Origin of the sequence: Neobacillus sp. NPDC097160, from assembly GCF_044762155.1 — a bacterium.
Classification (GTDB): Bacteria; Bacillota; Bacilli; order Bacillales; family Cytobacillaceae; genus Neobacillus.
This window is the reverse complement of record NZ_JBIWDU010000006.1, coordinates 264,792-279,087: the sequence shown is the minus strand read 5'-3', so window position 1 is coordinate 279,087 and position 14,296 is coordinate 264,792. Positions and strand designations below refer to the sequence as shown.

The 14,296-nt window shown below is 36.3% G+C and carries 16 protein-coding genes, 1 pseudogene and 1 riboswitch; of the genes and pseudogenes, 3 read left to right on the top strand and 14 right to left on the bottom strand.

From position 1 onward, the window contains the following. Positions 1-209: 209 nt before the first annotated feature. From ACIQXV_RS11265 to ACIQXV_RS11230, 8 genes are all read right to left on the bottom strand, one after another. Positions 210-398 (bottom strand): hypothetical protein, encoded by a 189-nt coding sequence (locus ACIQXV_RS11265; protein ID WP_402958792.1) that lies wholly within the window; start codon positions 396-398, stop codon positions 210-212. A 199-nt stretch (positions 399-597) separates the two neighbouring features. Then, positions 598-3,009 carry an ABC transporter permease gene (locus ACIQXV_RS11260; protein ID WP_402958790.1) on the bottom strand — a complete coding sequence of 804 codons (2,412 nt, stop codon included), beginning with the start codon at positions 3,007-3,009 and terminating at the stop codon, positions 598-600. Between the two features lie 32 nt (positions 3,010-3,041). After that, entirely contained in the window at positions 3,042-3,209 is a 168-nt protein-coding gene (locus tag ACIQXV_RS11255; RefSeq protein ID WP_402958788.1) for a hypothetical protein, read from the bottom strand. After that, on the bottom strand, positions 3,206-3,895 hold the full coding sequence (locus ACIQXV_RS11250) for an ABC transporter ATP-binding protein (protein WP_402958786.1): 690 nt from the start codon (positions 3,893-3,895) through the stop codon (positions 3,206-3,208). Before ACIQXV_RS11250 ends, ACIQXV_RS11255 begins: the two co-directional genes overlap by 4 nt. Before the next feature lie 21 nt (positions 3,896-3,916). Then, positions 3,917-4,732: a hypothetical protein gene (locus ACIQXV_RS11245; RefSeq protein ID WP_402958784.1), complete on the bottom strand. Its 816-nt coding sequence runs from the start codon at positions 4,730-4,732 to the stop codon at positions 3,917-3,919. Beyond that, entirely contained in the window at positions 4,704-5,243 is a 540-nt protein-coding gene (locus ACIQXV_RS11240) for an RNA polymerase sigma factor (RefSeq protein WP_402958783.1), read from the bottom strand. The genes ACIQXV_RS11245 and ACIQXV_RS11240 overlap by 29 nt, the downstream gene beginning before the upstream one ends. A gap of 454 nt (positions 5,244-5,697) precedes the next feature. Further along, on the bottom strand, positions 5,698-6,654 hold the full coding sequence (locus ACIQXV_RS11235; protein WP_402958805.1) for an ATP-grasp domain-containing protein: 957 nt from the start codon (positions 6,652-6,654) through the stop codon (positions 5,698-5,700). A 15-nt stretch (positions 6,655-6,669) separates the two neighbouring features. Further along, positions 6,670-7,719 carry an LLM class flavin-dependent oxidoreductase gene (locus ACIQXV_RS11230; RefSeq protein WP_402958781.1) on the bottom strand — a complete coding sequence of 350 codons (1,050 nt, stop codon included), beginning with the start codon at positions 7,717-7,719 and terminating at the stop codon, positions 6,670-6,672. Positions 7,720-7,827: 108 nt separating this feature from the next. Further along, a riboswitch (SAM riboswitch) is annotated at positions 7,828-7,931 on the bottom strand. 306 nt (positions 7,932-8,237) lie between these two features. Between ACIQXV_RS11230 and ACIQXV_RS11225 the strand changes: the two are divergent. From ACIQXV_RS11225 to ACIQXV_RS11215, 3 genes and pseudogenes are all read left to right on the top strand, one after another. Next, positions 8,238-8,609: pseudogene (locus ACIQXV_RS11225) on the top strand (VOC family protein). A gap of 631 nt (positions 8,610-9,240) precedes the next feature. Further along, entirely contained in the window at positions 9,241-9,486 is a 246-nt protein-coding gene (locus ACIQXV_RS11220) for a hypothetical protein (RefSeq protein WP_402958779.1), read from the top strand. Positions 9,487-9,878: 392 nt separating this feature from the next. Next, positions 9,879-10,256: a VOC family protein gene (locus ACIQXV_RS11215; RefSeq protein ID WP_402958778.1), complete on the top strand. Its 378-nt coding sequence runs from the start codon at positions 9,879-9,881 to the stop codon at positions 10,254-10,256. A 377-nt stretch (positions 10,257-10,633) separates the two neighbouring features. Here the strand turns inward: ACIQXV_RS11215 and ACIQXV_RS11210 are convergent, their stop codons facing one another. The 6 genes from ACIQXV_RS11210 to ACIQXV_RS11185 all read right to left on the bottom strand — a co-directional run bounded on the left by ACIQXV_RS11210 (position 10,634) and on the right by ACIQXV_RS11185 (position 14,170). Continuing rightward, a complete protein-coding gene (locus ACIQXV_RS11210; RefSeq protein ID WP_402958777.1) occupies positions 10,634-11,056 on the bottom strand; it encodes a hypothetical protein in 423 nt (140 codons plus the stop codon). A 67-nt stretch (positions 11,057-11,123) separates the two neighbouring features. After that, positions 11,124-11,498 (bottom strand): DnaB-like helicase C-terminal domain-containing protein, encoded by a 375-nt coding sequence (locus ACIQXV_RS11205; protein ID WP_402958803.1) that lies wholly within the window; start codon positions 11,496-11,498, stop codon positions 11,124-11,126. Continuing rightward, positions 11,410-12,075 carry a DnaB-like helicase C-terminal domain-containing protein gene (locus tag ACIQXV_RS11200; protein WP_402958776.1) on the bottom strand — a complete coding sequence of 222 codons (666 nt, stop codon included), beginning with the start codon at positions 12,073-12,075 and terminating at the stop codon, positions 11,410-11,412. Before ACIQXV_RS11200 ends, ACIQXV_RS11205 begins: the two co-directional genes overlap by 89 nt. Further along, positions 12,075-13,064 carry a DnaD domain protein gene (locus ACIQXV_RS11195; RefSeq protein ID WP_402958775.1) on the bottom strand — a complete coding sequence of 330 codons (990 nt, stop codon included), beginning with the start codon at positions 13,062-13,064 and terminating at the stop codon, positions 12,075-12,077. The genes ACIQXV_RS11200 and ACIQXV_RS11195 overlap by 1 nt, the downstream gene beginning before the upstream one ends. 200 nt (positions 13,065-13,264) lie before the next feature. Next, positions 13,265-13,432 (bottom strand): hypothetical protein, encoded by a 168-nt coding sequence (locus tag ACIQXV_RS11190; RefSeq protein WP_402958774.1) that lies wholly within the window; start codon positions 13,430-13,432, stop codon positions 13,265-13,267. A gap of 165 nt (positions 13,433-13,597) precedes the next feature. Next, a complete protein-coding gene (locus tag ACIQXV_RS11185) occupies positions 13,598-14,170 on the bottom strand; it encodes a dihydrofolate reductase family protein (RefSeq protein ID WP_402958773.1) in 573 nt (190 codons plus the stop codon). Between the last annotated feature and the right edge of the window lie 126 nt (positions 14,171-14,296).

Sequence of the window (14,296 nt, the reverse complement as noted above, 5' to 3'; positions counted from 1 at the left end):
CTAGAGATCCTAGGTTGTAAAGTAACGGTTGAAGCTATAGCCTAATGAAGGACAACATATTTTGTAAATTAAGAGCCCAGATCTTTTTTTTAACGAATTTTAATGGGTCTAGTTTCGTATTGCCTAAAATCCCCCACTGCAGTTTTTATTTTCAGGATAGTTGAAGATGAAAAAAGCGATTCATTTTAGGAATCGCACTTCTGGTTTGTTTAATTAGATTGTAACTTTCTTAGTATTACTCCGTTTGCAATAACTCCGATAAACCCAGTAATTGCGAAAACATATGCTACAAACAAAGGTGTTGAAGAAAGTGATTCAGTAAGTATTCTAAACATACCAACAGCAAAAATAAGCAAACTACCTACAAGTGTAATAATTGTTCGAGTTTTATTTTTCACTTTTTAAACCTCCTAACCGTAATCCCTACTTATAAGTTAACATATGATAAATACCACTTCCCCTGTCTCTAGAATCCTTCTGATTCTAGAGACAGGGGTGGGTATTTTTCATAGTCAGTAACCCGCAATACCTAAAAGTATATATCTGATGGTTATTCAACCTACTCAAAAACTTAATTATTTTAAGGGAGATTCAACTTTACCGTCCAAAACCTTTCATCCCTTCAATAGGTTCCACTTTCATAGCCATTCTAGAAGGAAGCCATCCTGCAACTATTCCAACAAGTATTGGACTAAGACAAGTGATAAGTGGTAACCACATTTCATTGAATGGAATTGGTCCGTACATAAAATACATAAAGCCCAGTGAAATTAGGCCCCCTAAAACTCCACCTAAGAATCCAATAATCGCTCCTTCAACCAACACCATTAAACGAATATGTTTATTTTTCCACCCTAATGCTTTTAATAATGAAATTTCGTTACTTCTTACTTTTATGTTTTGCCATAAAATTTCTGAAGTAGTTAATATGGAAATAATTAATGAAATGGCAACTGCAATATAATGTGGAGTTCCGACTTCCATAGATACATATTGACCTAACCAAGATGTATATAACACACCTTTTAAACGAAAAGAAACGAATATGAACAGAATTAACAATGCCATAGGCAAAGCTATGGCAATGATTGAAACTAAATTTCGGTTCAGCCTGCCAATAACCGTATTGAAAACCATTGACAGTAACCCTTGCGTCCTTAAAGCTCTTTTCCCTAATACACTTATTTCTCCTGTTCTCATTACCTGCGACGGATTAATTTTATTTATTAAACGAGTAGGACCTATAGGACCAATGATATAGATTAACAATACAAAGATCGTAATCAAAAGTGCTTGCGAAATGGATAAAGAAGCTGAATTTTTGAAACTAAACCCTAATTGAACTAGTAATGTTACAGCCGTTACCATTACACCTATTAATAATGACTCCATCATTAAGAGATTCTTTAATTGCCTTGGTTTCCAACCTATAGCAAGAAGTACCGCGAATTCCTGTTTTCTTGTTAGAAAAGAAACTAAACTAGTTGAAAAAACATAAATCATCGCCACAAGAATCGTACAAATAATGATTCCCGAGTATCCAAGCTTTGTTTCTTTGAAAATACCGATTGCTGCACCAATTTTTATCCAAGGTTGTTCAATCCAACCAAGTGCCTCATGATTTCTTACTTTCGGGATATTTATTAATAATGGCTGGAGGGAAGACCCTAATGTAATGTCTGTCTCATGACCTGTTTGTTGCTCAATTTCTTTCGCAACTGATTGTAGTCTTTTCTGACTTTCCTCACCCAATGACGTAACATTTTTTACCTTTATTCGGATGGCAGAGATGGGTTTATCTCCCAAAATTTGTTGTGCCGCTGCTATCGTCGTCAACATGGTCGGGGCTTGAATCATATAACCGTAAATATTAGAAGTAGGATTCATTTCCTTTGGTGGGTTCACAGGTTGTCCGTCATTATTTAGAACCAATTTGGCCGAAGGAGTTTTATAGGTTTCCATCGGTAGCTCGTTTTCTGGATCCTTTGAAATCGTTAATTTTTTTGGATCATAAAAACCGACAAAGTATGGACTCAATCTTGGATTGTTACGCAAACTTGTGTCTGTCAATTGCGGCTTACGATAGGTGCGGTTCTCATTAACAGCAGATTCACCTTCGTAAGGAACTACTTGGAATGAATCATTCCATCTTTCTGGAAACGGATTTTCAATTGACTGGTAGCTCAGTGAACCTGTTTTTTCGCGAAGAAAACCTTGCAGATCGACATTCGTACTACTATTATTTGATTCCCTTTTTCCTGTTTCAGGATCTAGTCCTGATAGCTTCGCTAATAATAATTTATGAGCTTCTACAGAATCATAAGTAAATGTTTTTGTATCAATGGTAGGCAGCGCGTTTAAATATTTTTCTCCGCCATTTCTTTCAATAACGTCTAATGATTGTTGCCTAGTTTTTAGATCTTCATAAGGAATATCCAATTTTTCTATTTTAAAATTAAATGTTTGGTTTAAGAACGAACGGTTACTTAGGATAACTGGAAAGGTTGTTTCCTTTGCATTTATCCCAAACTCACTTAAATTATTTGATTGTATTAAATTATCGTTTGAAAAATATTGTTTTTTCCCATCAACAGGTAGCATTGCTTTATCCAGACCAACAAGTTTGGCTTCTTGTACTGGATCGACGGCAGCTAAAAGAACATCTGTATAACTAGAGAGATTATTGTCAATACCTGAAATTCCATATTTCCTAGTAATCTCTGGGCTAGGTAAATCATACATTCCTCTCGAAAAGTAGTACACATCGGTCTTCGAAGAAGGATCAAGACCATTATAGTCAGTCGTGGTATTTGTTAGACGATATATGCCCGGTTCCTTAGTATCAACTTTTTTAAAATTGACTGCGTAACCTGTAAAACCAATCATACTAAAAGGAGCAGCTATATCGATATCTGAGATGCTTTTGATTTTTTCATAGTCTTCTAACGATATTCCACCTGATATACCGCTTAAGTAATTGGGATCAAAGAGAGAATCTTTCTCCGTCATACTTTTTGTTCCTTTTGGTCTCACGACAATATCTAGGAGGCAGTCCATTTCTTTTGAAGCGAATTGATTACTGTTCCTTTATTGGTTTCAGACAGCCCGATTAAAGTACTAAGTCCTCCACTTATCAATAAAGCACCGATCATCATGAGAATAAAACGTCCTTTTTGCCGCCGCCAACTTTTCAAAATAAAGGAAATCATATTGGAAAGCCTTCCCGATCCCTAATGACAGAACCGTCCTTCATTTCGATTACTCTTCCGGCTTTTTCCGCGAGAATGGGGTCATGTGTGACAATAATTACTCCACAATTATTCGTTTTATTTAATTGTAAAAGCAATGAAAATATCGAGTTGCCAGTCTCAGTGTCTAAATTCCCTGTTGGTTCGTCCGCTAAAATCCAATCAGGGTCAGCGATTAACGCACGTGCAATCGCGACACGCTGCTGCTGGCCGCCAGATAATTGAGATGGGAATGCGTTTAGTTTATCTCCTAGTCCTACCAGGTTTAACAATTCTTTTGCCCGTTCCGTTTTATTTAAGGATATTTTCCGATTAAACAATGGAATCATCACATTTTCCAAAGCGGTTAGAGAAGGCAGCAGGTGAAATTGTTGAAAAACGAAACCTATATTGGTGAATCTTATATCTGCTAAATCGTCCAATTTTAGTTTAGAAATAGGTTTGCTATCAAAATAGACCTCTCCACTTGTTGGTTTATCCAAAGTGCCGATAATGCTTAGCAAGGTAGATTTACCGGAACCGGATGAGCCCATAACGGATACAACCTCTCCTTTAGTAAAGTCAATGGTAATTTCATTAAGCGCACTGGTTTTTACACCATCGCCAATGTAATCCTTTGAGACAATTTTTAAAGCAATATGTTCCATAACTTAACTCCCTTTTTTGATTTACTTTTCAACATAGGACTTAGCAAGTTTTATGAGTTCTTCTTCATTGATATTTCCTCTTATAACAAAATCAATTACTTGGTCTTTATCACTTTTTACATACATATTAATCCTTTTACCGTATTCTCCAAGATCTGTTAGTATTGCAATCACATTCTTGTTATTGAATGGAATAAATTTAGCATTAGATTGAATTTCCTCTATAACTTTCTTCTCTTTTCCACTAAGCAATTGTCTGCTATTTTCAGCTAAAGATTGGTTTACATAAACCCATTTATCACCACTATGCCAGATGTCCCAATATGTGATTGGACCTTTGAATTCTTTTGCTGTAAGAAAAGGGGGATAAACGATAACTCCCCTTGATACCTCTAACGGCATTTTCAAATCAATTGTTGGTCTCATTATTTTAAATGAAGCTCTTTTTTGTGATTCCGTCAGGCCAAAGTTTTTATGAGATTTAATCATAAAAGGAAAGTTTTCAAATTCTCCCCATTTTACATCTGACGGAGGTAATACTGACTTAATTTCAAGGTTATGCCAAATGTATGAAACAGAATCCGCCTGATGAACTACCTTAACATCACTTTTCCTATCGCCTATATTTCCGACAAGTACAAAACATATTAAACTTACGACGACTAATGCTGTCGAAACCTTGAGCCATTCCCAATTTAGGACGGACCGCCGTCCCTTAGATTTTTTATTAATTTTTTCACGCAATTGGTTTTTAACGATATCTTTTCTTTCATTTACCCAAATGATTTCTTCTTCCAACTTTTCAACCTTAAAGTCTAACGATTGACGGCAGTTCAATAGCTTCATCCTCCATCAATAAGAATTTTCCGATGGTTTTAGTGGCTCTGTGGAGAGTTGTTTTTACTTTCGCTTCTGACCACTCTAGTATTTCGGCAGTCTCTTTTATAGAAAACCTCTTGATTTTTCGTAACACAAATACCTCACGTTGAGACGGCTTTAATCGTTTCAACGCTCTCAATATCATCCTGCCATCTTCTTTAAGTTCTACTATTTTTTCAGTTGATAAATGGCTATCATTCTCTTTTTTTAATGCTTTTACTAACTTTTTAATCTTTGATTCTTTCCGAAAAAAATCCATCGTTGTATTATGTGCTGATCTAAATAAATAATTTTTCACCTTATGTATATCATTAATGCTTCCATACTTTTCATATACCTTAAGAAACGTTTCCTGCATCAAATCCTCTGCAGTTTGCGGTTCTTGAACGATAGCGTAAATGTATTTAAAAATTGATACGCTATAGTCTTCATACCACTTGAAAAATTGTTGATCTTTTATGGACCCCATTTTAGTTCCTCCCATTTAGTTAATAGAGAGACGTTAATATGATTAAAAAGTTACAGTTTTTAAAATTCTAAATGTTTATTTTATATTAATGTTTATATTCATTTAAAAATAGTCCTTCAATTACATTTAATTCTAACAATATTTTTTAATCTCCCCTTTAGCTTTTTACACCTTAAAATAACTAAATACCCTATCCCACAGTTTTCGCCCGTTAATGATGTAGACTCAGATGAAATCACACAGACTAAATATACCAATTAAATTATCCTGACCGTTCGTGCAATAAAAAATGACCGCCTATTGGACGATCATACTCCTTTTAGATTTAATTCAGAAAAATGTATAAGCTTAACATTATGGGGTTTTCTTCTTCTTTAATTAAATCAAGAAGACTTTCAATATCCCATTCATTATTATCAGGTAATTCTAAGGAAATTTTTGTTACTTCTCTAAATTAAGCCGTTGCTGTTGTTGCGTATTTTTCTTCTAATGTATTCTTTAATAATAAAGCTACTTCGAGCATTCCGTATTTTCCAGCTTTTGCTTCTGCATCAGAATTATAGTTCGTGTTTGTATTAATATCGTAAGTAAAAATTTCACCTTCAGCATTTTTGATGAACTCGATTCCAGCAATTTGAATTTTATTACCAGCAAGTACCTTTTTATATTTTTCTAAAATTTCGTCCTCAAAACCTTCAATGATTTGAAACTTAGGCTTCTCTTCTACTTTTTCTCCTACCGGGCAGAATAAATCGCCAATTTGGCATGCGTCCGCTGGGCAAAGTTCAAATCCTTCCGAAGTATCAACCTTAACGGCATAAACAAAGTTTCCTCCTACAAACTCGCAACGGGTTATGTAGCTTTCAGGAGATTGAATGTATTCTTGAATAAGGGTAATTCCATCGACCGGTTCTTCGAACGTAGGTCCTTCCACATAAGCTTTTAGAACTTCTATACTATGGAATAATTGAACACCTAAGCCTTTACCGGCACGGTTATGCTTCGTAATAAAGGACTGTCCTTCAAATGCTTCGGCTGCCTTTAAAATGTTTTGTTTTCCAACCGCTGCAATCGTTTTTGGAGTCTTAACACCATACTTGTTTAACTCTAAATATTGTAAAACCTTACTAACCTCAAGCTTTAGAGCACTCGTTCCATTTAACACCGTACGTCCATGTGCTTCAAGCCAAGCCAATACTTGCCCAGAAAATTCAGCTGCAAAACGATGATCACGTGTATGAGAAGAAGCACTCATTCGGCTATAGAAGATTCCTTCTGGTGGCTCTATTGATAAATCTAGCGTTCCTTCGTCCAAATGCCATTCTTCATAAGGAACACCAAATTCCGCTAACCTTTTTGTTAAATGGACTGTCCACTCACTATTTTCATGTATCACATATACCTTGCTCATCATTATGTCCCCTCTCTAGTTCTTTATTAAACTACGTTTTTGTTCAACTAATGGCATAACCTGCTTTGCAAAGCGTTCCATTTCCTCTAATTGAGGTGAAAATTGCAATAACAATAAGTCTAAGCCAGCTTCTTCATATTGTAAAATTCGATCTGCAATTTGCTCAGGTGTTCCTACTAAGTTCGGTCGTAGGCCGCGATTGGATACAGAGTAATCCTGTAATTGGATTTGTTGCTCTAATTGTGATTTAGTAGTGAAATCTTTAAAGCCAGCATATCCGCTAGTGTCTTTCACAGTCGTGATTTTTGCAAGCTCAGCCAGAGCCTCTTCTTCTGTATCACGGCAAATAACATAAGCAGCCATACCAAATGAACTAAATGGCGCACTGCCAGTTTGTTCACGGCGTGCCCTCATATCGGTTATTTTTCGATCAATCTCTTCAACTGTACCACCGTGCATAACATAAGCATCACATTTTTCTGCTATGGTTTGCTTACCTTTTTCACTTTCACCGCCTGCATAAAGAATCGGGTTTGGTCCTTGAACAGGTTTCGGTGCAAGCTTCGCATCCTTTAATTCGTAAAATTGACCAGAATAATTGAAGGTTTCTTCTGTCCATAATCCTTTTAGTACATCAATAAACTCTTCGGTACGAGCGTAACGCTCATCATGTTCTGTAAAAATACCCCCATATTGACGTGCTTCTTCTGCCCACCAAGCAGAAACAACGTTAAGAGTAAAACGCCCATTACTGATTTGATCAATATTTGCTGCCATTTTGGCCGCTACAGCAGGATTATGAAAACCAGGGCGAATCGCAGTCATAATTTCAATTTTTTCTGTCACTGCTGCAAGGGCTGCTGCTGTAGACCAAGCTTCAAGAGAGTCATGCTCCGGACCTTTAATATCATTTAAATATAATTCAGCTATTAAGGTAGTCGAGTATCCCCATTTTTCAGCAGATTGTATTACTTTCTTTGCATAATCAAAGGTAGGCGGCATATTTTCATTCTCCACATTACGTAACCAGCCTCCAAAAATCGGTAACCAAAAACCATATTTCATTTGTATTCTCTCCTCTACCATTCTAATTCTATAGTTTTCCTATTATTTAAGTTGGATTTATGTTTAAATTAAAAACTCTCTTCCTAAGAAGAGAGTTTTATTACCCTCTTCTCATCTTTCAAGCGATGTGCTTGATGGAATTGGCACAGTATTCATAAGAACCTGCTGCCGAGGCTTCAAAGGGCCAGTCCCTCCACCTCTCTGGATAAGAAGAAAAATGTACATTCAATTTTTTAATTAACTAAAGTGATAATAGTTTAAATTTATCAAATTGTCAATCAAATATTTCTAAACTCTAAATAACAACTTATAAACACGATAAAGGAAATTTTATCCTCCAATCAGTTTCAGTCTGAAGTTAACTCTTTAGGAAATTATGATACATCCCAGGGAAAATTATTAATGACCTTAAGCATAGGCGTGTTTGGTAAATATTGTGTATATTCCACAGTACTCATTTATACTTAATTTATGCGAGAATTTTTACTATTTAAACCTAATAACAAGGAGGAGTAACAATGAATCTTGGCGCGTTTTCTATCAGTTTAAATGTAAAAGACATTAATAAATCAAAAGCATTTTACGAAAACCTAGGATTTTAAGTCTTTGGTGGTAACATTACACAAAACTGGCTTATTATGAAGAATGAAAGCTGCGTAATTGGGATTTTCCAAGCCATGTTTGAAAAGAACATCCTTACTTTTAATCCAGGATGGAATGAAAATGCCGAAAATCTCGAATCATTTACGGACATTCGAGAACTACAAAAGCAGCTTAAAGCAAAAGGAATAAAAATTCTATCTGAAGCAGATGAATCAAGTGAAGGACCTGCACATTTAACAATTGAAGATCCTGATGGTAATTCCATTCTTTTGGATCAGCACAGATAAAAGTGCGCCACAGGGACGGTTCTCATGGTTTTAAATGAGGTAACGCAGACCACAAGAACCGCCACTAGGGTTTCAGGTACCTGTATTCATTAAAGAACTGTTCCCTCCAAGGGAAATAGCATGAAGAAGAAAGTAATCCACCCGGTCTGATAAACTCAAGGGTGGATTATTTTTTATGGTTAAATCACAGAATGGCTACGAGTAGGCTTACAAATGCAATCGTAATCATAAAAAAGGGGTAGATCCCCATTGTGCTAAAGCGTTAGCACATCGGGCGTCAGACACTGAAGATCCCATCCGGTATCATTTTCAATCCAAAATAACCCTCAAATCCTCCAACGTTTCCCTGAGTTAGTTTTGTAATTTATTACCACGTTCCAGGGTATCCTACATGCACACATCCATTCCCCTCCTAAATGTCACATATACCTTCATGCTCCAAATCTTTAATTTGCTTTTCTGATTTTATTGAAAAACGGGTACAAACCTATCGCATGTCCTTCCCTGGATACATATAAATACAGTAAAAACTCACAACAGGGATAGATGTAAGGGGGGCCAAATATGGATTGACTAACGAGAAGGTTTCTGCACCATCTATAGAATGATAAAAATTTCCAGAAGGAGATGGATGATTATTAAAACGATTAGATTTGATAACACGTCATGTAGTGATGTATTATCAGCAATTTTTGATGAAAACTGGAAGCGTGAATTGACAAATGAACATGTAGTTTACACTGCTACATCGTACAACGCGGAAGTAACACTGTATCTCAAGGGCGACTATAGTCAAGACCTTGTTTTCGATTATGGCAGCAAAATATTGGTCGCAGGAAAGACCTATCATCTACCACCACACAAAGAATATAGATAAAATGAAGTGCATTTTTAATTATCAGCTTTCTTGGAATATAAATGAATAAATGAGAAGCAGAGGGTGTCCCATAATTGAGGGCACCTTCTTTTCTACAAAAAAAGATGATTTGACCATTAATTGCTACAATTAAGGTCCCGTATAAAAATCCCTTAAATCAATAATGATACTTAACTAAATCTATCCAACTAACTCTGAATCCTTTTTTCACTATCAAATAAAACTTGAATCCCAGAATTCCATTAAATCTCTATCTTCTTTATGTTTTATTTTAATGGAAAGCTATGTACCTGGAAGCGTTTGGTAAATATTGTGTATTCCACAGTACTCATTTATACTTAATTTATGCGAAGATTTTTACTATTTAAACCTAATAACAAGGAGGAGTAACAATGAATCTTGGCGCGTTTTCTATCAGTTTAAATGTAAAAGACATTAATAAATCAAAATCATTTTACGAAAACCTAGGATTTCAAATCTTTGGTGGTAACATTGAGCAAAACTGGCTTATTATGAAGAATGAAAGCTGCGTAATTGGGATTTTCCAAGGCATGTTTGAAAAGAATATCCTTACTTTTAATCCAGGATGGAATGAAAATGCCGAAAATCTCGAATCGTTTACGGACATTCGAGAACTACAAAAGCAGCTTAAAGCAAAAGGAATAAAACTTCTGTCTGAAGCAGATGAATCAAGTGAAGGGCCTGCACATTTAATAATTGAAGATCCTGATGGTAATTCCATTCTTTTGGATCAGCACAGATCAAATTGAAGAAGACAAAATCAAAAATTCAGAAAAAAAGGAACTCCCATTGTGCTAAAGCGTTAGCACATCGGGGGTCTACCCTAAAGATCCTGATTGCTTATCAGCCCCCATTAGCGTATGAACTTTGTGAATTTCCTTTGTTTGAAAATTTCATCTATCCCATTACCCATCAATAATCACCTGCCATACTAAATTGTTTCGAAGATTTCCTGTGGATGGTATGCTTATAGTGTTGCAGCAACAATGAAAGTCCCTCCCGCCACTGTTTTTCGCATGGCCCATTCCTCCCTATTTTTACACTTTCAATATAAAAAACTGCCCATTTCCTTAAGGAGAATTCTCATGTTTCTTTATGAGGGTTAAAACTACCACAAGAACCGCCCCTATGGTTTCTTAAAACATCCCGCTATTGCCGGAAAACTCACAAATTCCTTCCTCATGTCGCGAAACAAAATGGCACCTTTGCCTCTAGCAAGCTGGAAATCTAACGGATATTCGTGACAGTTCAATGGGGCTTGATGGAAGTTTTTTCGATAGAATTGGATGGCTTCTTGCTCGCTGGACGCAAAGATAAAGATAAATTCCTTCTGGCTCCTTTTCAGTGAGTAGATGCGTATCTTATGAAAAGCTAATACATTGTTTTGAATCAATTCCGCTACTTTCTGATGATCGGCTTGATCAAAGTCTATTTTGGAAATATTGTCTTCTAATGAAATTTTCCGTTCCGCTAGTAAATGGTAGAGATAATGGGCCAATGAGGTATCTTCAAAGATTAAACTATCCTGGTAAAGTTCTTCCACAATCATGAGTTAGCACCTCGTATTCAATTTTTTTATCATTTGTTGGCTTCAACCTTATTTGGCGAATGAAGGATTATGCAATGGTAAGACTCTGTTCCTTTTTATCCTCAATCGTTCCTGTATGCTCGTTGTAATTCACTGCAATGGTTCCAATTGGACCATTTCGGTTTTTCGAGACAATGATTTCAAGGGAATGATCCTCGGAGTCATTGTCATAATACGCTTCCCGGTACAGGAACAAAATGACATCGGCATCCTGTTCCACACTGCCCGATTCCCGAATATCAGACATCATCGGCCGTTTATTGGCCCGTGATTCTACTGATCGATTGAGCTGCGCCAAACAAATGACGGGGCAATCAAAATCCTTTGCCATCGTTTTGAGGGATTTCGATATTTCCGTTACTTGTAAATGGGAATTCCCACCGTAGAATTGACCTGAGTGGATTAGGGTTAAGTATCACATCAGTTTTTCCCATCGATGGCCTTGCCGCTAGAATCGTCACTTCCCCGCCCTGAAAGCCTCCTGTCACCTCATCGAGCTTTTTGATACCCGTTGTAACACTCTTCAACGTTAATTGATCTTCCCAGGGTGCCTCATAGATATTGGACAACGCTTGTTGTAAGGACGTGTGATCCTCCATTTTCATTTGATTAATTTTATCCAACTCAGCAATGACCTTCGCTATCTCCCAATCATTCATCGCTGCAACCGTTAAGATGTTTCTCTTTTCCCGTTCCTTCCACAGGTCAAGGATGAGCTTCTCCGTTTTGTCAAACTTCTCGGGATCCGCAAACGATAACAGTTCCGAAAGATAAGACATTCCCCCTAATGATTCGAGGTCTGGCAGGGTGGTTAAGTGAAGCAATTCAATATGCTTACCTGCTCGCTTTAACTCAACCATACTTCGCATTATTTCTTTATGTCGTGTACTTTCTAGCTGTTCAGGTTGAACTACGGTATCCTTGAGTAAGTACTCGGCCTTCATCAAGCTACCTAAGAACACTTTTTCAGCTATACTCATCACTCTTCACCTCTTGTTAGGTCGAGTTCAAACCCGCTAGGAATATCTCTTCCGGCGGTTGCTTGTCTAGGCTTTGGTACAGACTTTTGGTTCTCCTGATAGGAATCAATTTCTTCTACGGTCAGTAAGGATTCATTTTCCCAGTTCTTCAGAATCCCGACAATATAGTTCAGCTTTCGCTTGTTATTGGCACACGCAATATTCATCGCTTTTAAAATCACATCTTTCGGCTGTATAAAGCTAGAATCATCTAACCAAGATAATAGCTGCTGTTTCGCATTCACGTTCGAAAAACCAAATCCATTCGCGTCCCAAAAGTCAACAATTTCTTTCACATCATTTTGATTGTTCTGTAATGGATGATCGATGTCTTGATTTTTCTCTATATTTGGATTAAAGGCTTCTTGTTGTTGTTGTTGTTTTTGTTTTTTATTTTGTTTTTGTTTTTCTTTTTGCCCACCTATCGTATGACGAGACAGTAACGTATCGTCCATTTCTTCATATTCGGTTTTATATGTATCATTTTGAGCTTGATCGCGATCTTCCTTGCCCAAACACATCTCATCTTGTTCACAAAAAGATTGATAGAGGCTGCGAATTTCCTGTTTTCCAATGGCTTCCGAAACATATTGAATCAGTGAGAGATCCTCCACTTCCTTTAACTCTGAAAATATACAATCCATCACCGGTTTCCCGCCCTTTTGGAGGTTCTCTTTCCCCCAGTTTTTAATCGCGAGTTCTCTTGTTTCAGGATTGTAACGTATCAACTTGTGGTGCAGGGTGAATCGTTCCATTAACGAATGAACACTCTCAATCGAATAGCCTAAATCAAAAGCCATTTGTTTTTTCGTAATTTTATAGATTCCAATTTGAGTTGTTTGTGGATTCGTCAGCAGATAAACGTAAAAATATTTATCCTCTGGGCTCATCTCCTCCATCACAACCGGATTCTTCCAAAAATCCGTGCGCACCATTCTATACCTTGGCATCCTCAACCAAATCCCTTCTTCTATTAAAATTCCCTTCAAAGAAGATATAGAGATAAAAGGAAAGAAAGGATAGGCGGTTTTCATAAATATGTGACTATTTGATGACAATCATAAAAAGAGTCAGACCCCCAGCATGCTAAAGCGTTAGCATCTCGGGGGTCTGACCTCGCAGTTCGATGAAGTTCTTCCACTATCAATAATTAAAAAATAATTTTAGATACCTTCAGTAACGGATTCTCTATGTCTAGATGGTTCTCACGTTTTGACGAAAAATCTTTTTGTTGTTGTTGTTGTAGTTGTTTTTGTTTTTCTTTTTGTTTTTCTTTTTGCCCACCTATCGTATGACGAGACAGTAACGTATCGTCCATCGTCCATTTCTTCACATTCAGTCTGTTAATGCCGTGCTTGTAACACCTATCATCTTAAGCAAAGTAGTAATTGGTTAACTCTATCCATAAGTATAATAAGTGAAAACTTGTATCGAGTATTACCTTTTGCTATTTATTACAATTTATCATTGGAATGGGATGATATTATTCATTACCATTCCAATGATAGATTAGTTGCACAACCCCAGAAGAGAACGTTCTTGTATTAACCATTTTTAAATTCAACCTCTGTTTTATATCAATAAACAATGGTTTACCTTCCCCCAAAATAACAGGGTGAATAGATAATCTAAATTCATCAACAAGCCCTAAATTTATAAAAGTTGTGATGAGACTTGCTCCGCCATATAGCCAGATGTCTTTACCAGGCTTATTCTTCAATTTAATTACTTCGTCAAGAATATTTTCATTTATAAATATTGCTTGATTATCAGTCTTTATTTGTGTTTTGGAAAACACATATTTCTTTTTAGAATGAACCAATTTCCAAATTTCTTTTTCAGTATCAGAGTCTTCAGTTTTTGGAATAAATTGTCCCCATAAATCGTAGCTTTTTCTACCATATAAAATAGTATCAATTTGATTTAAGAAATTAGTGAACCCCATATCAGGGTCCATAATGCACCAATCAACTTCTCCATTTTTCCCTTCAATAAAACCATCTAAAGTAACTGCTAATTCTAAAATTATTCTTCTCTGTTTTACGTTATTTGACATAACTCTTCCACCTTTTATCATTCAGATAGTTTCCTCTGCCCTGATATTCAATATTTCATCATTGACAGCATGTTAAAAGTTACTGAAATTACTAAAATAATCTGCCCGTTTGAATAAGGATTACAC